Below are 23,014 nucleotides of genomic sequence, written 5' to 3' on the forward strand. Positions count from 1 at the left end.
TCAGTGTCCGGCCTGGCGCGCGCGCCGGCGGGCCAGCCGCGAATGCACGCCGCCGAACACGAGCGGCACGAACAGCAGCGTCGAAACGGTGGCGAACAGCAGGCCGCCGATCACCGCGCGGCCGAGCGGCGCGTTCTGCTCGGCGCCTTCGCCGAGACCGAGCGCCATCGGCACCATCCCGATGATCATCGCGAGCGCCGTCATCAGCACCGGGCGGATCCGCGTCGCGCCGGCCTCGAGCGCGGCCGTGAGCGGCGGCGCGCCGGCGGCGAGGCGCTGGCGCGCGAACGACACGACCAGGATGCTGTTCGCGGTCGCGACGCCCACCGTCATGATCGCGCCCGTCAGCGCGGGCACGCTCAGGTGCGTGCCGGTGATGAACAGCATCCACGCGATGCCGGCAAGCGCGGCCGGCATCGCGCTGATGATGATCAGCGGATCGAGCCACGACTGGAAGTTCACGACGATCAGCAGGTAGACGAGCACGATCGCCATCGCGACGCCCGCGCCGAGACCGATGTACGACGTGCGCATCGTCTCGACCTGGCCGCGCACCGTGAGGTCGGTGCCGCGCGGCAGCGTCGCGCGCGCGTCGGACACGATCCGGTCGATCGCGCCCGCGACCGAGCCGAGGTCGCGGCCCTCGACGCTCACGTACAGGTCGATCGCCGGGCGGATGTTGTAATGCGTGATCACGGCCGGGTTCGAGACGGGGTGGATCTGCACGAGGTTGCCGAGCAGCTGCAGCGGCATGCCCGTGCGCCCGCTCGCGGAAATCGGCGTGCCGAGCAGGTCGTCGATCGACGCGATGTTGTATTGCGGGGTCTGGATCTGCAGCGGGTACTGGACGCCGGTGCGCGGGTTGATCCAGAACGACGGGGTCGTCTGGGAACTGCCGGACAGCGAGATCAGCATGTTCTGCGCGACGTTCTGCGCGGAGAGGCTGAGCTGCTGCATGCGCGTACGGTCCATGTCGGCCACCAGGGTCGGTTCGTCGTTGCGCTGCAGGACGTGCACATCGACGGTGCCGGGGATTTGCCTGATCTTTTTCATCAGGCTGCTCGCGATAGCCATGTTACTCGCGAGATCGTTGCCGAGCACCTGCACATCCATCGCGGCCGGCTGACCGAAGTTGAGGATCTGCGTGATGATGTCCGACGGCTGGAAGAAGAACTCGACGCCGGGGAAGCGCTGCGGCAGCAGCGTGCGCAGCGTCTGCACGTAGTGCTGGGTCGAGCGGTGGCCCGGCTTCAGCGCGATCATCAGTTCGCCGTCGAGCGTGCCGATCGTGCCGCTGTTGCTGTACGACAGGTTGATGCCGCTCACCGGCAGCCCGAGGTTGTCGACGATCGCGCCGAGTTCGTCGGGCGGCACGACTTCGCGGATCACGCGCTCGACCTGGTCGGCGAGGCGCGCGGTTTCCTCGATCCGGTAGCCGGTCGGTGCGCGCATGTGCAGCCGGATGTTGCCGGAATCGGCGTTCGGGAAGAAGTCGCGGCCGAGCACGAACACGAGGCCGGTCGACAGCACGCAGAAGCCGAGGAAGCACGTCGCGTAGAAGCGGCGGCGCACCAGCAGGATGCTGAGCAGCACGATGTACCACGCACGCAGCCGCTCGAACGCGGCGTTGAACGCGTGATGGAGCCGCGCGAAACGCGACGTCGAGTGCTCGGGGCCGGTGCCGGCCTGCTGCGGGCGGAACAGCAGCATCGCCAGCGTCGGCACGAGCGTGCGCGACAGCACGTACGATGCGAGCATCGCGAACACCACGGCTTCGGCGAGCGGCACGAACAGGAAGCGCGCGACGCCCGTCAGGAAGAACATCGGCACGAACACGATGCAGATGCACAGCGTCGACACGAACGCGGGCACCGCGATCTCGCCCGCGCCTTCGAGAATCGCGTCGTGCAGGTTGGTGCCGAGATGCAGGTGCCGCTCGATGTTCTCGATGGTGACGGTCGCGTCGTCGACCAGGATCCCCACCGCGAGCGCGAGCCCGCCGAGCGTCATGATGTTGATGGTCTCGCCGAGCGCGGCGAGCGCGATCAGCGACGTGAAGATCGACAGCGGAATCGAGATCGCGATGATCAGCGTGCTGCGCCAGTTGCCGAGGAACAGCAGGATCATCATCGCGGTCAGCACGGCGGCGATCAGCGCCTCGTGGATCACGCCCTGCACGGCGGCGTTCACGAACACCGACTGGTCGAACAGCGGCGTGATCGTGAGCCCTTCGGGCAGCGTCGGGATCACCTTCGGCAGCAGCGCCTTCAGGTCCGACACGACCTTCAGCGTCGACGCGTCGCCGGTCTTCAGGATCGACATCAGCACGCCGCGCTGGCCGTTCTGGCGCACGACGTTGGTCTGCGGCGCGAAGCCGTCGCGCACCGACGCGACTTCGCGCAGGTAGGTCGTCGCGCCGTTGACGGTCTGCACCGGCAGGCCGTTGATGTCGGCGACCGTGTCGGCCGATGCGTTCGTGTCGATCCGGTATTCGGTCTGGCCCATCTTCGCGGTGCCGGTCGGCAGAACGAGGTTCTGCGCGTTGACCGCGTTGACGATGTCGGCGGGCGTGAGGCCCTTCGCGAGCAGCGCCTGCGGGTCGAGGTCGATCGCGACCACGCGCGTGCGGCCGCCGTACGGAAACGGGATCTGCGCGCCCGGGATCGTGATCAGTTGCGGGCGCAGGAAGTTGAGCGCGATGTCGGCGAGCGACTGTTCGCTGAGCGTCTTGCTGGACAGCCCCAGCTGGATCACCGGGATGCTCGACGCGGAATAGGTGATCACGAGCGGCGGCGTCGCGCCCTGCGGCATCTGCCGCACGATCGCCTGCGCGGACGACACCGTCTGCGCGATCGCGGTCTGCACGTTCGCGCCGGGCTGCAGGAACACCTTCACGACCGCGATGCCTGGCAGCGAGGTCGACTCGATGTGCTGGATGTTGTTGACGGTCGTCGTCAGGATCCGTTCATGGACGGCCGTGATCCGGTTGGTCATCTCCTTCGCGGAGAAGCCCGTGTAATTCCAGATCACGCTGATGACGGGAATGTTGACCGCCGGCAGGACGTCGACAGGCGTGCGCATCAGCGCAAGCGGGGTGGCCAGCACGATCATGATGGCCATCACGATGAACGTGTAGGGGCGCCTGAGCGCGAGATTGACAATCCACATGGAGGCAGCGGGACAGGCGGTGATCAGGCGTCGGTGAAGGGAACCCGAATGATAGGCGTCGGGGCGGAACGGGTCACTGGCGCGAAACTGGCGGAATTGTCAGGTTGGGGCGGGGCGGCGCAAGGTCGATTCATCGGATGAAACGTGCGCGGACGCAGCTGCGCGGAGACCGCCGCCGGACCGCACGCGCACGCCGCATCGGCGGCGCTTCCGCGCATCGGACGCCGCTCAGATCTGTTCCATCCCGACCCGCGCGAGCGCGGCCAGATCGACGACCTCGATCTGGTTGTACGCGAGCCGCAGCACGCCGAGTTTCTCGAGCTGCTGCAACGCCTGGTTGATCCGCTGCCGCGACACGCCGACGAGCATCCCCAGTTCCTCCTGCGAGATCGCGAGCGACGGGCCGGTGTCCGGGTACAGCGCGGGGTTGAACAGCTGCGCGAGCGCCTGCGCGACGCGCGCGTCGACATCGAGCAACCGGCTGTTCTGGATCGACGCGATGAATTCGCCCATCCGGTTGTTCAACTGATGGATCACGAAGCGCGTGAACGGCAGGCTCGTGTCGAGCAGCGCATGGAACGTGTCGACCGGGACGAACAGCACGATCGAGCGCTGGACGGCGACGACTTCGTATTTGCGCAGCTCGCGCTTGATCACGCTGCCTTCGCCGAACCAGCCGCCCGACGGCACGCCGGAAAACGTGCAGCCGCGCCCCGATGCGTTGAAGATCGCCAGCTTCAGCAATCCGCGATGCACGCCGATCCAGTATTCGGACGGCGCGAGCCGCTGCGCGATCACGTCGCCGGCTTCGTGCCGTTCCGCATGGGACTGCGCGAGCACGAGCGCCTGGTGTTCCGGCGCCAGCGCGCGGAACCACGCGCACTGGCCGAACAGCACGGACAGGGCGGGCAACGGGCCCGGTTCGGGCGGCGGGTTGGCCGGCGAGTGGTCCGGCGTAGCGGCCGCGTCGGGCGGCGCAACGGAGTGGTCGTGCATGGGTGCGGGTTTGCGAGGATAGGGATAACACGCAGCGTTCGTCGGGCACTCTGTCGTTTCGATGACAGACGGCTCACAATAGCGCCCGTTAGGCTATCGGCAATTGAACCACATCAAAACCGATCGGGGTGCCTGCACGCCGGCCGGCAGAAAACGGGAGACAGGATCATGACGCAGATGTTCGAGGCCGGACTCGGCCGCCGCGATGCCAACTACGTGCCGCTCACGCCGATCGACTTTCTGGTCCGCGCGGCCGAAGTCTACGGCGAGCGCCTCGCGATCGTGCACGGCGACGTGCGGCGCACCTGGGGCGAGACCTACAAGCGCGCGAAGCAGCTCGCGAGCGCGCTCGCGCGGGCCGGCGTCGCGCGCGGCGAGACGGTCGCGGCGCTGCTGCCGAACATCCCCGCGATGGTCGAGGCGCACTTCGGCGTGCCCATGGCCGGCGCCGTGCTCAACACGATCAATACGCGGCTCGACATTTCGTCGGTGCTGTTCATGCTGCGTCACGGCGAAGCGAAGGTGCTGATCGTCGATACCGAATACGCGGAGCTCGCGCATCGCGCGGCGCTCGAAGTGCCGGGCCTGAAGATCGTCAGCGTCGCCGACGCGATGCCGGCCGACCCCGCGCGCTTCGCGGGCGCGACCGACTACGAGGCGTTCGTCGCGGGCGGCGACCCGGACTACGCGTGGACACTGCCCGCCGACGAGTGGGAGGCGATCGCGCTGAACTACACGTCCGGCACGACCGGCGACCCGAAGGGCGTCGTCTATCACCATCGCGGCGCGTATCTCGCGGCGATCAGCAACATCCTCGAATGGGACATGCCGAAGCACGCCGTGTATCTGTGGACGCTGCCGATGTTCCACTGCAACGGCTGGTGCTTCCCGTGGGCCATCGCGGCGCGCGCGGGCGTGAACGTCTGCCTGCGCAAGTTCGACGCGAAGACGGTGTTCGACCTGATCCGCCGCGAACGCATCACGCATTACTGCGGCGCGCCGATCGTGCAGAGCGCGATCGCGAATGCGCCGGCCGAGTTCCGCGCGGGCATCGATCACACGGTGCACGCGATGGTCGCCGGTGCCGCGCCCGCGCCGGCCGTGATCGCGAAGATGAAGGAGATCGGCTTCGACCTGCTGCACGTGTACGGACTGACCGAGGTCTACGGCCCGGCGACCGTATGCGCGAAGCAGGCGCACTGGGACGAACTGCCCGACGACGAGCGCGCGCGGCTCAATGCGCGGCAGGGCGTGCGCTATCACCTGGAAGCGGGTGCGACGGTGCTCGACCCGGACACGATGGCGCCGGTGCCGGCCGACGGCGAGACGCTCGGCGAGATCATGTTCCGCGGCAACATCTGCATGAAGGGCTACCTGAAGAACCCGCACGCGACGGACGAGGCATTCCACGGCGGCTGGTTCCATACGGGCGATCTCGGCGTGCTGACGCCGGACGGCTATATCCGCATCAAGGATCGCCGCAAGGACATCATCATTTCCGGCGGCGAGAACATCTCGAGCATCGAGGTCGAGGATGCGCTGTACCGGCATCCGGCCGTCGAGGTCGCCGCGGTGGTCGCGATGCCCGACCCGAAATGGGGCGAGGTGCCGTGCGCGTTCGTCGAGCTGCGCAACGGCATGAGCGCGACCGAGGAGGAGATCATCGCGCACTGCCGGCAGTTGCTCGCGGGTTTCAAGGTGCCGAAGGTCGTGCGCTTCGGCGAGCTGCCGAAGACGTCGACCGGCAAGATCCAGAAATTCCAGCTGCGCAACGCGGTCGGGTCGGACAAGGCGATCGACCTGGCGGGGGACAAGAAGTGATCGACGCGACCGGGCGGTTGCCCGGTCGTTCGTCGTGCGTCACGCGTCGCGGGCCAGCCGGAACACGCTGACGGCTTCCGACAATTGCGCGGCCTGGTCGCGCAACGCGACGGCCGCGCGTTCGGCATCCGAGATCAGCGTCGCGTTCTGCTGCGTCGCCTCGCCGATCTGCGTGATGGCCTGGTTCACCTGCTCGATGCCGGTCGATTGCTCGCGCGACGCGGCGCTGATCTCGCCGATCAGCGTGCTGACCTGATCGACGCGCTGGACGATGTCGCGCATCGTGCCGCGCGCGGCGTCCGCGATCCGATAGCCCTGTTCGACGGTCGTCGACGATTCGGCGCTCAGCGCGTCGATTTCCTTGACCGCGGCCGCGCTGCGCTGCGCGAGCGCGCGCACTTCGGCCGCGACCACCGCGAAGCCCCTGCCGTGCTCGCCCGCGCGCGCGGCCTCGACGGCAGCGTTCAGCGCCAGGATATTGGTCTGGAACGCGATGCCTTCGATCGTGCCGGTGATTTCGGCGATCCGGCGCGTCGCACGGCCGATGTCGTCCATCGTCGCGACCACGCGTTGCACCGCCGTGTCGCCGTCGGTCGCGGCGGCCGATGCGTCGGCGACCAGCGCGTTTGCCTGTGCCGCATGTTCGGCGTTCTGCTGCACGGCGGCCGTGATCTGCTCCATGCTGGCTGCCGTCTGTTCGACGCTGCTCGCCTGCGTCGCGATCCGCGCGGCGATGTCGCCGCTGCCGGCCGCGATGCCGACCGTGCCGCGCGCGATGTCGGACGAGCCGCTGCGCACCTGCGCGACGATCCGCGCGAGGCCGTCGCCGATTCCGTCGACCGCCTGCACGAGCCGGCCGATCTCGTCGTTGCCCGCCGCGCCGCGCGCGGCGGCGCCGTCGCGGATGCGGATGCTGAGGTCGCCGGCCGCGAAGCGTTCCGACGCACGCGCCGCCGCATCGAGCGGCCGGCTCACCACGCGCCGCACGACGACGAGGAACAACGCCGCGAACGCCGCGACGAGCACGGCCCCGATCATCAGGAAACGGTTGCGGACGGTGCGCATGCTCGCGAGCAGTTCGTCGTCGAGCGCGATGCCGCCGACCAGCCATTGCCACTGCGGAATCGTCGTGAACGATACGAATTTGGCGGTGGGCCCGGTGTCGTGCGCGGCCGGATCGGCTGACGTGTAAGCGAGCCGGCCATGGCCGGCGGCGAGCATCTGCGTGTACGGCGCGCGCGCGTCGTCCGCGCGCTGGCCGGCCGCGTCGGGATGGACGACGAAGGTGCCGCGCGATGCACCCGGCGACGCGTCGAGCACGAAGTAATAGCCGTTTTCACCGATCTTCAGCGCCCGGATGCCGTCCTGCACGACTTGCAGCTCGGCACCGACGTCGAGGCCGACGAACAGCGCGCCGATCACGCGGCCCGTCGCGTCGGTGACCGGCCTGTACTGCGTGATGTACGGCCGGCCGAACAGTTTCGCGAGGCCCGTATAGCTGCGTCCGGCGACGAGCGGCGCGTAGGCGGGGCCCGCGCGATCGAGGCGCGTGCCGACCGCGCGCGTGCCGTCCTGCTTCTTCAGCGACGTCGTGATGCGGACGAAATCGTCGCCGTCGCGCGCGAAGATCGTCGCGATCGCGCCGCTTTTCTTCAGGAACTGGTCGGGAATCGCGTAATCGAGGTCGAGCGGCTGGCCGCCCGCGGACAATGTCGGTGCGGCGACGCCGCCGATGTCGACGGTGCGGGCCGGGTCGAGCGCGAAATCGGCCGGCAGGAAACTGGCGAACAGCGCCATCGAGCGCGTGGCTTCGGCGGACAGCGCCTTGTCGAACATCTCGACCATCGCGCGGATCGACTGCTCCTTGTCCGCGATGCGCGCATGGGCCTCGTCGGCGAGTTGCTGGCCGGCGAAATGGGCGAGCGCCCATGCGAAGGCGGTAAACAGCAGCGCGACCAGCACGCATGCCAGCGCGGCCAGGCGCGCGCCGACGCTCGCCCGGCCCAGTTGGGTCAATCTCATACGAATCCTGAGTGGAGAGGGAGAGAGGCGGAACGCACGCGCCACCGCATACCGTAAGGAATACGGCAGGTTCGGCGAATTCTTTAGCGGTGCGAAGCCGCAAGGGGCGAGCAGGTTGGCCCCACGCGGGCGGGCGGCGTCAGTGCATCACGAGCCATGCGACGGCCAGATACCGCCCGACCTTCGCGATCGTGACGATCGCGAGGAAGGTCGGCAGCGGCTCGCGCAGCACGCCGGCGATCATCGTCAGCGGATCGCCGACCACCGGCGCCCAGCTCAGCAGCAGCGACCAGCGGCCGTAGCGCGCATACCAGCGCTCGGCGCGCGCGAGCGCGGCCGGCTTGACCGGGAACCAGCGGCGGTCGCGGAAGTGCTCGATGCCGCGGCCGAGCACCCAGTTGACCGCCGAGCCCGCGACGTTGCCGACGCTCGCGACCAGCACCAGCGCCCACACGGGCTCGCGCCCGGCGAGCAGCAGGCCGGCGAGCACGGCTTCGGACTGGAGCGGCAGCAGGGTCGCGGCGACCATCGACACGGCGAACAGGCCGCCGTAAGTGAGCAATTCGGACATCGCGCGATTGTACCGGCCGCACGCCGGCCGGCACCGCTCACGCGGCGGCGTCGGTGCCGAACAGCAGGTGCGAGATCACCGACTTGTCGACCGGTTCGTCGTTGAGCGTGCTGGCGAGCAGTTCGCCCGCGAGCTGCTGCGGCGAGAACACCATGTCCGGCTTCAGCAGGCGCAGCCGCTCGAGGTTGCGTTGCTGGTTCACGAGCGCGACGGTACGCACCGTCGACGCGATCTCGCGGATCGCGAGGATGATGAACGCATTCTCGGCATCGTCGGAGCGCAGCGCGAGCACCGCGCGGGCCGTGGCCGCGCCGGCGCTTTCCAGCACCGCGTGGTCGGTGGCGTCGCCGACGATCAGGTCGGTCGCGCCCGCATAGTTGTGCTCGACGCCGGCCGGCACGATGACGGTCACGGCGTAGCCGCGCTTGCGCAGCCCGTCGTGCACTGCATGCGCGACGGGCGTCGCGCCGACGATCAGGAAATGATGCTTGCGGATCACGTTCGAAATGCCTCCCTTGACGATCCGTTTCAGGCTGCCGCCGATCACCGGCCCGATGACCGCGCTGATCGACGTCGCGAACACCGTGATGCCGAGCACGATCACCGACGCGGTGAACAGGCGCGCGGTGGGTGCGTGCGGCACGATGTCGCCGTAGCCGACCGTCGACATCGACACGATTGAGAAGTAGACGGCCGTGGCGAGGTCGTGGACCGGCGGCGTGAATTCGTCGCCGAGATACAGCACGCCGAAAGTCGCGTAGATCAGCAGCGACACGATGCTGAGCAGCGCGAACAGGCTGCTCGCGGCGACGCTCGCGCGGTCGAAATGGCGCCAGTAGTAGATCAGCGTGACGGCGAGGACGGCCGTGTACACGAATACCGCGTTGCTGCGGTAGCCGCCGAGGATGCTGATCGCGGCGGCCGCGACCAGCAGCAGGATCGACAGCACCCACGCGACGCGGGCACGCAGCACGATGCCGATGGCCATCGTCGCGAGGCCGGCCGCGACGACGACCTGCGGCAGCACGACGAGGCCGGCATTGTCGACGAGGTTCAGCGCATCGGTAAGCCACGCATGATGCGCGCCGAGCTTCGCATGGGCGACGACGGGGCGCAGCACCATCAGTGCATCGAGCGCGAGGAGGAGAGCGAGATACCAGTGCAGGCCGATCGGCGCGAACAGGCGCCGCAGGCGGGTAGTGACGTGCTTCATGCAATCGCCCGGGCGAGCCGGGCATGTCCAACGAACCAGCCGCTACCCTAAAGCATTCGGCGATCGGCTGCTTTTTCGCGGGGCACGGGGCTGACCCGGCACCCGCGCGTGAGGCCGCCCGGTCTCAGTTCCAGCCGGCCATGATCGCGCCCATGCCGACCAGCAGCCCGCCCGTCACGCGATTCATCGCGCGCATCCGCGCCGGACGCTGCAGCGCACGGCTCAGCCGGTGCGAGAAGAGCGCCATCGACGCGACGCCGCCGGCGAACAGCAGCGCGAAGGACGTCGCGAGCAGCAGGAACTGCGCGTTCAGGCTCCAGTCCGCGCTCGGAACGATGAACTGCGGAAAGAACGACGGAAAGAACAGCAGCGTCTTCGGATTCAGGCCGGAGGTGGCGACGCCGCGCCAGAACAGCGCGCGTTCGCTGTCGTCGGGTGTGGTGCCGCCGGGCTGGGCCGACGCGGTGGGCGCGGCGATCGGCGCGCGGCCGAGCCATTGCTTGCAGCCGAGCCACACGAGGTAGGCGGCACCGGCCCAGCGCAGCACGTTCAGCGCGTGCTCGTCGAGACGGACCAGCGAATTCAGGCACAGCGCAGTCAGCGCGAGCTGCAGCAGCACGGCGAGCGTGCCGCCCCATACGCACGGCAGCGCGCGGCGCCAGCCGGTGCGCAATGCCTGGTTCATCGTGAGGAGGTTGACGGGGCCGGGGGCGTAGATGAGGACGGCGGACGCAGCGAGGAACGACAGATAAAGCCTGAACGACATGACGGGATATGCGGAAAACGATGGATCAGGCGCCGGCCCGTGCAGCCGGATAGGCGCGCGGGAGGCGGGACACTGCATGCCTGCGTGTCCGGCGCCGCAACTCGTGATTGCGGCCGGGCGTCCCGGCGCGAAGGGGTTGTCGCGGGGAGCGTGCCGGACAACAGGCATGGAGAAAATGTATCAAGCGGGCCGGTTAAAAGGCTTCCTGTTTTCCAGCAAAACGCACCCGAAACCGGAATCCTGTTCAGATAGAATGCCGATTTTCAGTAGAAGATTCTTTCCATCATGGCTACCCGCGAACGCACGCCCAAAACCCTCGACAACCAGGACCGCAAGATCCTCGGTGCACTGCAAAAAAATGCGCGTCTGTCGAATGCCGAACTGGCCGAACAGATCGGCATGTCGACCACCGCATGCTGGAACCGCACGCGGCAGCTCGAGCTCGACGGTTACATCGACGGCTACGTCGCCCTGGTCAACCAGCGCATGCTCGGCTACGCGGACATCGTGATCCTCGAAGTCACGCTCGATCGCCACGAGGACGACGCGCTCGCGCGTTTCGGCGCCGAACTCGCGGCGCTGCCCGAAGTGCTCGAGGCCTACCTCGTGTCGGGCGAATACGACTACTGGATCAAGGTCGCGGTGGACGGCACGGCCGGCTACGAGCGCTTCTTGCGCGAGAAGCTGTACAGGATTTCGAGCATCCGCCACAGCCGCTCGATGTTCGCGCTGCGGTGCATGAAAGACGTGCCGTCGATTCAGGTGTGACGACAGGGGGAGACGGCACGCGGATCGTCGTGACGACGAGATTCGCGGGTGTGCCGGAAAGGAGCGGCAATCGGGCTGTCGCGTCGAACGGGCGCGGCCCGGAGCCGGAAACAGGCGGGAAATGCCTGCGGGGCGGGAAAACGGATGAATCTTCCGCCGGCTTTTGCGGCGTTCATCCGCCACGCCGATGCCGGACGCGGCGGCCTTACGGCGCGCGTCCCGGCAGGCGGGTCAGACGGATGATGTGACGCTGCGCTCAGCGCGGCAGGCGTGCGTGCGCTTCAGCGATGACTTCGCAGTTCTCGAGGTGCAGTGCCCATGCTTCTGCAAGCAGCTCGCCAACACGTGCGAGCCAGCCAGCGGATTGGGTGGAACGATCGGAGACATTAGACGTTTGCATGACGAAGCCCCATGTAGGTGGCGAGTTAGGGATAACCCTAATCATAGAGGAACGTCACCGCGCTGTGAAATGCGATTTCGTTATATGAGAATTACTGACAATTTCTGTTGCTGCTGCGCAACATGAATTGCACCGGCTTCCGCGTGGCGGACAGGCGTGACGAGGCCGTGGCGAGCACGGCCTTGCATTGACGGGCGGAAGGGGAAGTCAGGCGCGGAGAAAGGGTGCGGCAGCGGGCGATGCCTACTCGCCGATCCATCCGAAGCGCCACGACAGGCGGCGCGTCGCGGCGCGCAGCGCATGCGCGAGTTCGCTGTCCGGCCCGCGCGGGAAGCCGCGCGACGAGCCGATGATCGCGATCACGAGCCGGATGCTGCCGGTGTGATCGAACACGGGCGCGGCGATCGTCCCGATGCCCGGCACCGGCGCATCGAACGCGAAATCGAGCGCGTCCGCGCGGATCGTCGCGAGCCGCGCGCGGAACGCGTCGTCGACCTGCGTCGCGCGGCCGGCGAGGCGCACCGGCTCGTCGGCCAGCAGGCCGGCCAGCACGTCGTCGGACATGCCCGCCGCGAAGATCCGCCCAATCGCGGTATTCACGAGCGACATCACGGTGCCGACCTGCAGGCTCACGTGCTGCGGCCGCGCGGATTCCTCGAGGCGGATCACGGTCGGCCCGAGCGGGCCGAGCGTCGCGGCCGCCACGCTCATGTCGGTCGCGGCCGCCAGCGCGACGATCTCGGTTTCCGCATCGCGCGTCGGCGACACGCGCTGCATCGCGATCAGGCCGAGCGCCTGGGCGAGCGGCCCGCCGCCGAAGCAGCCGGCGTCGTCGCGGCTCAGCAGGCCGATCTTCTGCAGGCTCACCAGATGCGGAAACGCCTTCGCGGCCGGCATGCCGGCCGCCGTCGCGAGATCGCGCAGCGGCAGCGCACGGCCCGCCGACACGAGCGCCAGCAGCAGCTCGCCCGTGCTGTCGAGCGCGTTGATGCCGCGCTGCGCTTTCGTATCGTCGGCAAGCGCGGGCGGCATGCGCTGCGTGGCCGGGGGCATGCCCGGCGCGACCGGCGGGGCATCGCGTCCCGCGCCGAGCGACGCGGTGGCTTGCCGCGCCGCATCGCGCAGCGCCGCGGCGATCGGACCGTCCCAGCCGACATCGATCGATCCGGTCGAGCCGATCACCGTCAACGCGAGTTGCAGGTGTCCGTCCGCGTCCAGCACCGGCACGCACATCGCGCTGACGCCGGGACTCGGCCGGTCCACGCCGCGCTCGATCCCGCGCGCGCGGATCGCGTCGAGTTCGGCCTGCCACGCGCCGGCGTCGGACGTGGGCTGCACGCCTTCCGCGCCGGCGAGCGTGTCGCCGGCGCCGGCCTGGCTGGCCGCCATCGCGTCGAGCTGCGCGGGGTCGCCGAATGCGCGGAACACGCGGCCGGTCGCCGTCGTGTCGAGCGACATCACCGATCCGACGTGCAGGTTCACGTGCAGCGGATAGCCGCCGTGCTCGATGCGCACGATCGTGGGCCCGAGCACGCCCGGCACCGACAGCGCCACGCTCAGGCCGACCGCTTCCGCGAGCCGCGCCGCGTGCGGCAGCGCCGCGCGATAGGCCGGCTGGCGTTCGATCGACATCAGCCCGAGCCGCAGCGACAGCGGCCCCGGCTCGTAGTTGCCCGTGAGCGCGTCGCGTTTCACGAGCGCGAGCCGCGTCAGGCTGACGAGATAGGTGTGCGCCTGCGCGGTCGACAGCTCGGCCGCGGCCGCCAGCTCCGACAGCCCGAGCGGCTTGCGCCGGCGCGCGAGCGCGTCGAGCAGCCGGCCGCCGACCTCGACGCTCTGGATTCCGCGCTGCGCCTTGGGCGGCGCGTCGTCCGCGCTGACTTCGTGGTTCTGCACGCGATGATTCTTCCGTTGACGAAACCCCGCATGGTATCCGACGCCATTTGACGCGCCAGCCCGCAGGTTTACCCGTATTAGACAATAGCAAGTGCATTTGTCATTGACAAATAATCGATGCAGGCAGATGATCCGCTTACTCCCCTCAACACATGGCTCGCAGCCACGGAACGCAACATGGCCAAAGCATTCGCCTCCCAAGCCGATCTGGAAGAGAAGAAAGTCACCTGGACGCAGCTGTCCGAGAACGCGTACGCGTACACCGCCGAGGGCGACCCGAACTCGGGCGTGATCATCGGCGACGACAGCGTGCTGATCGTCGACACGACCGCGACGCCCGCGATGGCGCAGGACCTAATCGCGAAGATCCGCAGCGTGACCGACAAGCCGATCAAGCACGTCGTGCTGTCGCATTACCACGCGGTGCGCGTGCTCGGCGCGTCCGCGTATTTCGCCGAAGGCGCGCAGCACGTGATCGCGAGCCGCGGCACGTACGAGATGATCGTCGAGCGCGGCGAGGCCGACATGAAGTCGGAGATCGAGCGCTTTCCGCGCCTGTTCGCGGGCGTCGAGACGGTGCCGGGGCTGACCTGGCCGACGCTCGTGTTCGAGCGCGAGATCACGCTGTTTCTCGGCAAGCTCGAAGTGAAGATCATGCACGTCGGCTCGGGCCACACGAAGGGCGACACGATCGTCTGGCTGCCGTCGCAGAAGGTGCTGTTCTCCGGCGACCTGGTCGAATACGACGCGGCCTGCTATTGCGGCGACGCGCAGCTCGAACAATGGCCGGCCACGCTCGAGGCGCTGCGTGCGCTCGGCGCGGAGAAGCTCGTGCCGGGCCGCGGCCCCGCGTTGCTGAATCCGGCCGAGGTCGACAAGGGTCTCGACTACACGAAGGATTTCGTGACGACGCTGCTCGCGCAGGGCCGCAAGGCTGTCGAGCGCAAGCTCGACCTGAAGGCGTCGATGGCGCTCACGCGCGAAGCGATGGATCCGAAGTTCGGCCACGTGTTCATCTACGAGCACTGTCTGCCGTTCGACGTGTCGCGCGCGTTCGACGAGGCGAGCGGCATCACGCATCCGCGCATCTGGACCGCGCAGCGCGACAAGGAAATGTGGGACGCGCTGCAGGACTGAGCGGCTCACCGCGGCGCGGCGTCCAGGCGGGCGTCCCGCCGTTTTTCTGACGGCGCCTGAACGACGGCGGCATTGGGCCGCGGTTCGGGGCGCCGGCTTCCGGTCTCACAAGAAAGCAGGGCGCACGTACGCCCTCGGAGACTGCTGCGCGCTCGAATCGCGCGGCCCGTTTGGAGAGAGACATGCCCCAATCGCTTCCCGCCGAAGCGACGATCGCGCACGCGAGTGTTGCGGCGTCGGCTTCCGCATATGAATCCACACCGGCGTCGGACGCCGGCGACGCGCTGCTGTTCCGCAAGATCGCATGGCGGATCGTGCCGTTCCTGTTCCTCTGCTACGTCGTGTCGTTTCTCGACCGCATCAACATCGGCTTCGCGCAGTTGCAGATGAAGCACGACCTCGGCTTCAGCGATGCGATGTACGGCCTCGGCGCCGCGGTGTTCTACGTCGGCTACGTGTTCTGCGAGGTGCCGAGCAACCTGCTGCTTGCGCGCTTCGGCGCGCGCCGCACGTTCACGCGGATCATGCTGCTGTGGGGCATCGCGTCGACCGGGATGATGTTCGTGTCGCAGCCGTCGCATTTCTACGTGCTGCGCTTCCTGCTCGGCGTGTTCGAGGCCGGCTTCTTTCCCGGCATCGTGCTGTACCTGACCTACTGGTTTCCGGCGAACCGCCGCGCGGCCGCGATCTCGGTGTTCTTCGCGGGCGTCGCGGTGGCCGGCGTGCTCGGCGGCCTGATGTCGGGCTGGATCATGCGCGACATGAGCGGCGTGCTCGGGCTGCACGGCTGGCAATGGATGTTCGCGATCGAAGGTGCGCCGGCGATCGTGCTCGCGTGCTTCGCGTTCGCGTATCTGGTCGACCGGCCGCAGGACGCCGCGTGGCTCACGTCCGACGAAAAGGCGCGCGTCGCCGCGCTGTGCGGCGACGGCCGTGCGCATGGCGCGCACGACACACGCAGCCTGATGGCCGCGCTCGCGAACCCGCGCGTCTATCTGTTCGCGTTCATTTACTTCTCGCTGACCTGCGCGTCGCTGACGCTCAATTTCTGGATGCCGTTGATGATCCGCGATTTCGGCGTGACCGACGTCGTGGCCGTGAGCCTCTACACGGTCGTGCCGAACGCGGTCGGCGCGGTGGGGCTGATCCTGATCGCGCGCCGCTCGGATCGCACCGGCGAGCGCCGCAAGCACTTCGCGTGCTGCACGATCGGCGGCGGGCTCGCACTCGCGGCGCTGACGCTGCACCTGCACAGCTTCGCGGCGATGCTCGCGTGCCTGTCGATCGCGGCGACGCTGATCTTCGCCGCGCTGCCGATCTTCTGGGCCGTGCCGACCCGCTATCTGTCGGGCAACGCGGCCGCGGCCGGGATCGCGCTGATCAGCAGCATCGGGATCACGAGCGGCATCGTCAGCCCGTGGGTGATCGGGCTGATCCGCACGCGCACCGGCAGCATGGATCTCGCCGTGTATCTGCTGGCCGTGCTGCTCGCGCTGAGCGGCGCCGCGCTGATGCTCGGCGTGAAGGGCGAACCCGCGCGGCGGGCCTGAACCACGGCCGGGCGCTGATCGTGATCGCGGCGGCGCCCGGACCGCGAGCGTCGCTGCCGTCGGCCGCAATCAGTTCGCAGGCCGCGACGACGTGCGGCGCGTCGAGCGGGCGCCCACTCGCCTCGGGTGTGATGAATCGGCGGTCGGGCGCCGAGGCGCGCCCGATACGCGGCGGAAAGTGCACGGCAGGCAGCGTGGCGGGCAGCGTTCCGTCGGACGCTGCCACGCGCTGCGTGCCGGCTTCGGCGAAAACGACGAACGCGCCGGCCGTGCCGAGGGTCCGGAATGCGTCGCGGCGTCGACGGCTGCGGTGACGCAAGCGCCGTCGACGCGCTTCGATTCGGAAGCGTCGCGCCCGGACAGCACGGGCGCGACGCGGGTACTGCGCGACTAGCGCGCAACCGCATAGCGCGGCGCCGGCGAATCCGTCGACAGGTGCGGCGCCATCGTGCGGCGCGCGGCCTCGTACGCATCCCATTCGCCGGCCGCGTGCAGCGACGGAATCGTCACGAGTTCGCCGCGATCGAAGCCGACCAGCGCCGCATCGACGAGGTCGGACGCCGACATCACGATCTCCTTCGGCAGGTGTTCGAGCGGCAGGCCGCCGGTTTGCCAGAAGTCGGTCGCCGTCGCGCCGGGCAGCACGGCCTGCACCTGCACGCCTTGTTCCGCGAGTTCGTGGTGCAGCGACTGGCTGAACGCGAGCACGAATGCCTTGCTGCCGCCGTAGACGCCGTTGAGCGTTTCCGGCGACAGCGCGACGATCGACGAGATGTTGATCACGGCGCCGCGGCCGCGTGCGACGAAGCCGGGCACGGCGGCATAGGTCAGGCGCGTGAGCGCGGTCACGTTCAGGTCGATCATCCGCGTCATCGCGTCGACGTCGCTGTCGAGCAGCGGCGCGTGCGTGCCGACGCCCGCGTTGTTGACGAGCAGCGTGATGCTCGCGTCCTGCTTCAGCTTCGCCTCGACGGCGGCGAGCGCCGCGCGGTCGTTGAGGTCCGCGCCGACGATTTCGACGCTGCGCTGCGTGTCGTTCGTGATGCGCTCGGCGAGCGTGGCCAGCCGGTCGCGGTTGCGCGCGACCAGGATCAGGTCGTAGCCGCGGCGCGCGAGGCGGTCCGCATAGATCGCGCCGATGCCGGACGATGCGCCGGTAATGACGGCGGTACCGCGATGTGCTTCAGTCATGATGTCGCTCCATGTCGAGGAAAGGTGAGTGCGTGAAGGCATTCTGGCCTCGAATCGCGGCGACACAAATGACGTAGATGGGTATGATTTCGGACATCGGGTTGGTCGTGACGATCATGCCCCGCTACTGGAGATACGCATGCACCGCATCGGTTTTCTGATCAGCGACGGCTTCCAGATCATGGCGCTCGCCGCGCAATCGGTGTTCGAGTACGCGAACATGGTCGCGGGCGAGCCGTTCTACGTGATGGACAACTATTCGGTCGACGGCGGCGACGTGCGTTCTTCGCTCGGATTGCCGGTCGCGACGCGCGCGCTGCGCGGGCGGATCGACGTCGATACGTGGATCGTCGCGGGCGTCAACGATCCGCTCGCGTCGCCGGCGCCGGCCGGCGTCGTCGCGTTCCTGCGGCGCGCGAACGCGCGCGCGCGGCGGATCGCCGGCATCTGCACGGGCGCGTTCGTGCTCGCCGAGGCCGGGCTGCTCGCGCAGCGCCGCGCGACGACGCACTGGGCGTACGGACGCGGCATGCAGCAGCAGTTTCCGGACATTCGTGTCGAGGAGGACCGGATCTACATCGTCGACGGCCCGATCTGGACGTCCGCCGGGATGACGGCCGGCCTCGACCTGGCGCTCGCGATGGTGGAGAAGGATCTCGGCGCGGACACCGCGCGCTCGGTCGCGCACAAGCTCGTGATGCACCAGCGCCGTGCGGGCGGGCAGTCGCAGCATTCGGAAATGCTGGACCTCGCGCCGAAATCGGACCGGATCCAGAACGCGCTCAACTATGCGCGGCGGAATCTCGGCCGCGCGCTGACCGTCGAGGAACTGGCCGAGGCCGTCCACCTGAGTCCGCGCCAGTTCAGCCGCGTGTTTACGCTCGAAACCGGGCAGTCGCCGGCGAAGGCGATCGAGCGGCTGCGGCTCGAGGCCGCGCGGCTGATGATCGAGCAGAGCCGGCATTCGCTCGATGTGATCGCGAAGGAGAACGGTTTCCGCGACCGGCGCCACCTGCGCGATGCGTTCGTGCGCGGCTTCGGCGTGCCGCCGCAGGCCGTGCGGCGCGACGCGCGGGCGGACACGCGCGAATCGGGCTGACGCGCGCGGGCGCGCCGCCAGCGCGGGTCGGAAAAATCGCGCAGAATCTCCGGCATTCCTCGCGAGGAGACATCATGCACGCCGCCCCGTTCAGCATTGCGATTCCCGATCACGCGCTCGATGACCTGCATCGGCGCCTGCGCGACACGCGCGCACCGGTGCTGACACCGGCCGCGCCGTGGCAGCAGGGTGTGGATGGCGCGTGGCTGCACGAACTGGTTGCGTACTGGCGCGAGGGCTTCGACTGGCGGGCGGCGGAGCGTGCGCTGAACCGGCAGCCGCAGTTCGTCGCGGACGCAGGCGGGCAGCGTGTGCATTTCATCCATCGGCGTGGGGCGGGGCCGAAGCCGTATCCGCTCGTCATCACGCACGGCTGGCCGGGCTCCGTACTCGAATTCGACGCGCTGATCGATCGCCTGTGCGATCCGGCCGCGTTCGGCGGCGATCCGCACGACGCGTTCGACGTGGTCGCGCCGTCGCTTCCCGGCTTCGCGTTCTCGCCCGCGCCCGCGGCACCCGGCATGTCGGCATTTCAGGTCGCCGACCGCTGGGCGACGTTGATGTCCGGGCTCGGATATCGTCGCTTCGGCGCGCAAGGCGGCGATCTCGGCGCGGGCGTGTCGATTGCGCTCGGCGCGCGACATGCCGACGTGGTGCGCGGCATCCATCTGAACTATCTGCCCGGCAACTACGAGCCACCGACCGACGCGGCTTCCCCGCTGACCGAAGACGAACGCGCCTTCGTGACGCAGCGCGGAGAGTGGGTCGCGCTGGAGGGCGGATACGCGCACGTGCACATGACGAAGCCGCAGACGCTGGCCGTCGCGCTCAACGATTCGCCGGCCGGGCTGGCCGCATGGATCGCCGAGAAATTCCGCACGTGGAGCGATTGCGATGGCGACGTCGCGAAGCGGTTTTCGCACGACACGCTGCTGACCGGTATCTCGCTCTACTGGTTTACCGGCTGCATCGGTTCGTCGATGCAGATGTATTGGGAAAACCGGCTGCAGCCGATGCGCTTCGCGGCCGGGCAGCGCGTGGCGGCGCCCGTCGCGTTTGCGCGGTTTCCGAAGGAAATCAGCCGTCCGCCGCGCAGTTGGGTCGAACGGGTGTTCGACGTCGTGCAGTGGACCGACATGCCGAGCGGCGGCCATTTCGCCGCGATGGAGGAGCCGGAACTGCTGGCCGACGATATTCGCCGATTTTTCCGACGCTTTCGCTAATGCCGCCGGGTGCGGCTTGGGTGACCAAGTGCGCCGGCGGTCATTCATGCGCGTGTCGGCGAGTGCATGCGCCGTGCGGATCGTGACGCGACGATGTCGCCCGTCTTGCCGCGCGATTACCGTGTGATTACCGCGTGACAAACGGCGCCGCATCGTGCGGCGCGGTGCGTGCATGCTTGCGCTGGCGCAGCAGCGCGACGCGGCAATTCTCGCGCGCGGTCTCGCGGCCGTCGTCGTCGAGCAGCACCAGATCGCCGCGCATTACGTTGAGCGTGATCACGTCGTCGCCGGGCGCGCCGAGCGTTTCCGGCGTATGCACCGACCCGGCCGGTTCGAGCACCGTCGAGCCGGCCTGCGCGATCCACTCGTATTCGCGGTAGCGCCACGCACCCTGCAGCGTATGGACGAAGACCTCGCCGTCGTGGCGATGGCGCGGCAGCGTGCCGCCGGCCGGCATCTTCAGCAGCGCGGTCAGCGTGTCTTCCGCCGCATTGATATGCAGATACTTGATCGCGAGCCCCGGCAGGTCGGCGCTCATCGGCAGCCATGGCAGCGCGTCGCCGGGCAGGCACGAAATCGGCGGCAGGTTGGTCGGGAGCGGGGCGGACGGCTGCGTCATGGCGGGAGGCGAGCGGAAACGGGAAGTGCGCATTATCGCAGAGCCGGATCGGGCCGCAGCCTCTCGTCGGACGGCGCCGCCAGCGAAACCTGAACGCGGCTACGCGTCGCTGCCGTCGCCGCCCGGCCGCGCCACCGCATGCGCCGCGTCGAGGCACGACTGGAACAGCAGCGCCGCGCGCGTCGGTCGCGGCGAGCGCCGCAGCAGGCTCACGAACCGGCACCGATAGTTGAAGCGGTGCGGCGCGATCGGTTGCATCAGCCCCTTGTTTTCGAAGCTCTCCGCGTAATGGTCGGGCAGGAAGCCGAGATAGCGGCCGGACAGGATCAGCGTCGCGATCGATTCCTGGTCCGATGCCGTCGCGCTGCGCGTGAGCTTCGCGCGATGGCTCAGCTCCATGTTCGGCGAATGGAAGCCGAGGCCGGCGAACGCGTGGTTGCGGATCGTCGTCCACGTGAGCTTGCCGTGCGGCGCGTCAAAGAGCGGATGCTGGCGGCCGCAGTACAGCAGCATCCGTTCGTCGAACAGTTCCGAATACACGAGGCTGCCCGAACTGCGGTGCGCGGGGATGATCCCGACCTGATAGCTGCCGTCGATGATCCCGCGCTCGACCTCGTTGATCGACGCGACATGCAGGTTCAGCGCGACGTCGGGCGCTTCGTCCGTGAACTGGCGGATCGCGTCGCCGAGCCGTGCGTTCGGGTTGGTGGCGGTCTTGTCGAATACGGCGACGTGCAGTTCTCCGCCCATCTTGTCGTGAATGCCGTCGATCCTGCTGCGAAATGCCTCCATTGACGCAAGCAGTCGCAAGGTTTCCTCGTACACGGTCTGCCCCTCGGCGGTCAGCGTGAAGCCCGCGCGGCCGCGTCGGCACAGCACGAGGCCGAGGCGCGTTTCCAGATCCTTCACGTGCCGACTGATCGTCGAGATGCCGATATTCAGCTCGAGTTCGGCCGCCGCCATCCCGCCGCACTGCACGACGCCCTTGAAGACCCGCAGCAGCCGCAGATCCATGTCGCTGAGCTGCCCGAGCAGCGCGCGGCTCTTCGGTTTCTTTGCTTGCATAGTTGCGCAAGTGAACATTGATATTGCGATATTGAAGAGACTAATTGGCCTCCCGACAATGCGCAACATCATCACAAGAAGGAGGGGCGCGCCGCGCCGACCGACATGACCGACACGATCACCGCCAGCCAGCAGGACGAGACGAACCTCCGCACCGACGCCGCCTGGCTCGACGCCCACTGGATGCCGTTCACGGCGAACCGCCAGTTCAAGTCCGATCCGCGCATGATCGTATCGGCCAAGGACGCGTATTTCACGGATGGCGAAGGCCGCAAGATCTTCGACGGCCTGTCGGGCCTGTGGTGCACGGGCCTCGGTCACGGCCGCACGGAAATCACGGAAGCCGTGAGCCGCCAGGTCGCGCAGCTCGACTACGCGCCGGCGTTCCAGTTCGGTCATCCGAAGTCGTTCGAGCTCGCGAACAAGATCAAGGACCTGACGCCGGCCGGCCTCGACTACGTATTCTTCACGGGCTCGGGCTCGGAAGCGGCCGACACGTCGCTGAAAATGGCCCGCGCGTACTGGCGCGCCAAGGGCAAGGGCACGAAGACGCGCCTGATCGGCCGCGAAAAGGGCTATCACGGCGTGAACTTCGGCGGCATCTCGGTCGGCGGGATCGGGCCGAACCGCAAGCTGTTCGGCCAGGGGATCGACGCCGACTTCCTGCCGCACACGCAGCTCGCCGAAAACCGGTTCTCGCGCGGCATGCCCGAGCACGGCGCCGATCTGGCCGACCGCCTGCTCGACCTGATCGCGCTGCACGACGCATCGAACATCGCGGCCGTGATCGTCGAGCCGTTCTCGGGTTCGGCGGGCGTGGTCGTGCCGCCGAAGGGCTATCTGAAGCGCCTGCGCGACATCTGCACCGCGCACGACATCCTGCTGATCTTCGACGAAGTCATCACGGGCTTCGGCCGTGCCGGCGCGATGACGGGCGCCGACGCGTTCGGCGTGGTGCCGGACATCATGAACTTCGCGAAACAGGTGACCAACGGCGTGCAGCCGCTCGGCGGCGTGATCGCGACGAAGGAAATCTACGACACGTTCATGGCCGCGGGCGGCCCCGAGTACATGCTCGAGTTCCCGCACGGCTATACGTATTCGGCGCATCCGGTCGCGTGCGCGGCCGGCGTCGCGGCGCTCGACCTGCTGGTGAAGGAAGACGCGGTGGCCCGCGTGCGCGATCTCGCGCCGTATTTCGAGGCGGCCGTGCACGGGCTGAAGGGCCAGCGCCATATCACGGACATCCGCAACTATGGGCTGGCGGCGGGCCTGACGATTGCGGCGCTGCCGGGCGAGCCGGCACGGCGCCCGTACGAGATCGCGATGCGCTGCTGGGCGAAGGGCTTCTACGTGCGCTACGGCGGCGACACGATCCAGCTCGCGCCGCCGTTCATCTCGGAGAAGCGCGAGATCGACAACCTCGTGAACGCGCTGTCCGACGCGCTGAACGAAGTGAACTGAGCGCGGCCCGTGCCGCGCGACAACCGAATTCACGAGACAGAGCCA

17 protein-coding genes are annotated in these 23,014 nt (G+C 68.3%); 7 read left to right on the plus strand and 10 right to left on the minus strand.

The genetic code is table 11. From position 1 onward, the window contains the following. Together WS46_RS07685 and WS46_RS07690 are read right to left on the minus strand one after the other, a co-directional pair. Positions 1 to 3,168: an efflux RND transporter permease subunit gene (locus tag WS46_RS07685; protein ID WP_059690008.1), complete on the minus strand. Its 3,168-nt coding sequence runs from the start codon at positions 3,166 to 3,168 to the stop codon at positions 1 to 3. 228 nt (positions 3,169 to 3,396) lie between these two features. Further along, on the minus strand, positions 3,397 to 4,164 hold the full coding sequence (locus WS46_RS07690) for a Crp/Fnr family transcriptional regulator (RefSeq protein ID WP_059690009.1): 768 nt from the start codon (positions 4,162 to 4,164) through the stop codon (positions 3,397 to 3,399). A gap of 168 nt (positions 4,165 to 4,332) precedes the next feature. Here WS46_RS07690 and WS46_RS07695 point away from each other — a divergent pair, with 168 nt between their 5' ends. After that, positions 4,333 to 5,985 carry an acyl-CoA synthetase gene (locus WS46_RS07695; RefSeq protein WP_059690010.1) on the plus strand — a complete coding sequence of 551 codons (1,653 nt, stop codon included), beginning with the start codon at positions 4,333 to 4,335 and terminating at the stop codon, positions 5,983 to 5,985. A 39-nt stretch (positions 5,986 to 6,024) separates the two neighbouring features. Here WS46_RS07695 and WS46_RS07700 read toward each other — a convergent pair whose 3' ends face one another. The 4 genes from WS46_RS07700 to WS46_RS07715 form a co-directional block, all read right to left on the minus strand. Then, positions 6,025 to 8,007: a methyl-accepting chemotaxis protein gene (locus WS46_RS07700; RefSeq protein ID WP_059690011.1), complete on the minus strand. Its 1,983-nt coding sequence runs from the start codon at positions 8,005 to 8,007 to the stop codon at positions 6,025 to 6,027. Between the two features lie 139 nt (positions 8,008 to 8,146). Then, on the minus strand, positions 8,147 to 8,578 hold the full coding sequence (locus WS46_RS07705; protein ID WP_059690012.1) for a YqaA family protein: 432 nt from the start codon (positions 8,576 to 8,578) through the stop codon (positions 8,147 to 8,149). Between the two features lie 37 nt (positions 8,579 to 8,615). Beyond that, positions 8,616 to 9,791, minus strand: a complete 1,176-nt coding sequence (kch, locus tag WS46_RS07710; RefSeq protein WP_059690013.1) for a voltage-gated potassium channel protein — start codon at positions 9,789 to 9,791, stop codon at positions 8,616 to 8,618. Positions 9,792 to 9,915: 124 nt separating this feature from the next. Beyond that, positions 9,916 to 10,557, minus strand: a complete 642-nt coding sequence (locus WS46_RS07715) for a LysE family translocator (protein WP_059690014.1) — start codon at positions 10,555 to 10,557, stop codon at positions 9,916 to 9,918. Between the two features lie 285 nt (positions 10,558 to 10,842). Here WS46_RS07715 and WS46_RS07720 point away from each other — a divergent pair, with 285 nt between their 5' ends. Then, positions 10,843 to 11,325: an Lrp/AsnC family transcriptional regulator gene (locus tag WS46_RS07720; protein ID WP_006755380.1), complete on the plus strand. Its 483-nt coding sequence runs from the start codon at positions 10,843 to 10,845 to the stop codon at positions 11,323 to 11,325. Positions 11,326 to 11,968: 643 nt separating this feature from the next. On the opposite strand, the gene WS46_RS07725 is transcribed toward WS46_RS07720, so the two are convergent. Further along, positions 11,969 to 13,621, minus strand: coding sequence for an IclR family transcriptional regulator (locus WS46_RS07725; RefSeq protein WP_059690015.1), 1,653 nt, complete (start codon positions 13,619 to 13,621; stop codon positions 11,969 to 11,971). 177 nt (positions 13,622 to 13,798) lie between these two features. Here WS46_RS07725 and WS46_RS07730 point away from each other — a divergent pair, with 177 nt between their 5' ends. Together WS46_RS07730 and WS46_RS07735 are read left to right on the plus strand one after the other, a co-directional pair. Continuing rightward, complete coding sequence (locus tag WS46_RS07730; RefSeq protein WP_059525310.1) at positions 13,799 to 14,758, plus strand: MBL fold metallo-hydrolase; 960 nt, start codon at positions 13,799 to 13,801, stop codon at positions 14,756 to 14,758. A 182-nt stretch (positions 14,759 to 14,940) separates the two neighbouring features. Then, positions 14,941 to 16,308, plus strand: a complete 1,368-nt coding sequence (locus WS46_RS07735) for an MFS transporter (protein ID WP_059690016.1) — start codon at positions 14,941 to 14,943, stop codon at positions 16,306 to 16,308. Positions 16,309 to 16,698: 390 nt separating this feature from the next. On the opposite strand, the gene WS46_RS07745 is transcribed toward WS46_RS07735, so the two are convergent. Next, on the minus strand, positions 16,699 to 17,499 hold the full coding sequence (locus WS46_RS07745) for an SDR family oxidoreductase (protein WP_059690018.1): 801 nt from the start codon (positions 17,497 to 17,499) through the stop codon (positions 16,699 to 16,701). Between the two features lie 139 nt (positions 17,500 to 17,638). Here WS46_RS07745 and WS46_RS07750 point away from each other — a divergent pair, with 139 nt between their 5' ends. Then, entirely contained in the window at positions 17,639 to 18,598 is a 960-nt protein-coding gene (locus WS46_RS07750) for a GlxA family transcriptional regulator (protein ID WP_059525317.1), read from the plus strand. 74 nt (positions 18,599 to 18,672) lie between these two features. Then, positions 18,673 to 19,821, plus strand: a complete 1,149-nt coding sequence (locus tag WS46_RS07755; protein WP_059690019.1) for an epoxide hydrolase family protein — start codon at positions 18,673 to 18,675, stop codon at positions 19,819 to 19,821. Between the two features lie 127 nt (positions 19,822 to 19,948). Here the strand turns inward: WS46_RS07755 and WS46_RS07760 are convergent, their stop codons facing one another. Then, entirely contained in the window at positions 19,949 to 20,440 is a 492-nt protein-coding gene (locus tag WS46_RS07760; protein WP_059690020.1) for a 2,4'-dihydroxyacetophenone dioxygenase family protein, read from the minus strand. A 99-nt stretch (positions 20,441 to 20,539) separates the two neighbouring features. Next, positions 20,540 to 21,505 (minus strand): LysR family transcriptional regulator, encoded by a 966-nt coding sequence (locus WS46_RS07765; RefSeq protein WP_059690021.1) that lies wholly within the window; start codon positions 21,503 to 21,505, stop codon positions 20,540 to 20,542. Positions 21,506 to 21,610: 105 nt separating this feature from the next. Here WS46_RS07765 and WS46_RS07770 point away from each other — a divergent pair, with 105 nt between their 5' ends. Continuing rightward, entirely contained in the window at positions 21,611 to 22,969 is a 1,359-nt protein-coding gene (locus WS46_RS07770) for an aspartate aminotransferase family protein (protein ID WP_059690022.1), read from the plus strand. The last annotated feature ends 45 nt before the right edge of the window (positions 22,970 to 23,014 follow it).

Source organism: Burkholderia sp. RF4-BP95, from assembly GCF_001521985.1.
GTDB lineage: Bacteria > Pseudomonadota > Gammaproteobacteria > Burkholderiales > Burkholderiaceae > Burkholderia > Burkholderia diffusa.

Excerpts from the sequence above, each read along its gene's own strand:
- WS46_RS07730 (WP_059525310.1), top strand. The coding sequence starts at position 13,799 with ATGGCCAAAGCATTCGCCTCCCAAGCCGATCTGGAAGAGAAGAAAGTC.
- WS46_RS07700 (WP_059690011.1), bottom strand. The coding sequence starts at position 8,007 with ATGAGATTGACCCAACTGGGCCGGGCGAGCGTCGGCGCGCGCCTGGCC.
- WS46_RS07755 (WP_059690019.1), top strand. The coding sequence starts at position 18,673 with ATGCACGCCGCCCCGTTCAGCATTGCGATTCCCGATCACGCGCTCGAT.
- WS46_RS07760 (WP_059690020.1), bottom strand. The coding sequence starts at position 20,440 with ATGACGCAGCCGTCCGCCCCGCTCCCGACCAACCTGCCGCCGATTTCG.
- WS46_RS07750 (WP_059525317.1), top strand. The coding sequence starts at position 17,639 with ATGCACCGCATCGGTTTTCTGATCAGCGACGGCTTCCAGATCATGGCG.
- WS46_RS07735 (WP_059690016.1), top strand. The coding sequence starts at position 14,941 with ATGCCCCAATCGCTTCCCGCCGAAGCGACGATCGCGCACGCGAGTGTT.
- WS46_RS07705 (WP_059690012.1), bottom strand. The coding sequence starts at position 8,578 with ATGTCCGAATTGCTCACTTACGGCGGCCTGTTCGCCGTGTCGATGGTC.
- WS46_RS07715 (WP_059690014.1), bottom strand. The coding sequence starts at position 10,557 with ATGTCGTTCAGGCTTTATCTGTCGTTCCTCGCTGCGTCCGCCGTCCTC.
- WS46_RS07690 (WP_059690009.1), bottom strand. The coding sequence starts at position 4,164 with ATGCACGACCACTCCGTTGCGCCGCCCGACGCGGCCGCTACGCCGGAC.
- WS46_RS07770 (WP_059690022.1), top strand. The coding sequence starts at position 21,611 with ATGACCGACACGATCACCGCCAGCCAGCAGGACGAGACGAACCTCCGC.
- WS46_RS07695 (WP_059690010.1), top strand. The coding sequence starts at position 4,333 with ATGACGCAGATGTTCGAGGCCGGACTCGGCCGCCGCGATGCCAACTAC.
- WS46_RS07745 (WP_059690018.1), bottom strand. The coding sequence starts at position 17,499 with ATGACTGAAGCACATCGCGGTACCGCCGTCATTACCGGCGCATCGTCC.
- WS46_RS07765 (WP_059690021.1), bottom strand. The coding sequence starts at position 21,505 with ATGCAAGCAAAGAAACCGAAGAGCCGCGCGCTGCTCGGGCAGCTCAGC.
- WS46_RS07685 (WP_059690008.1), bottom strand. The coding sequence starts at position 3,168 with ATGTGGATTGTCAATCTCGCGCTCAGGCGCCCCTACACGTTCATCGTG.
- kch (WP_059690013.1), bottom strand. The coding sequence starts at position 9,791 with ATGAAGCACGTCACTACCCGCCTGCGGCGCCTGTTCGCGCCGATCGGC.
- WS46_RS07720 (WP_006755380.1), top strand. The coding sequence starts at position 10,843 with ATGGCTACCCGCGAACGCACGCCCAAAACCCTCGACAACCAGGACCGC.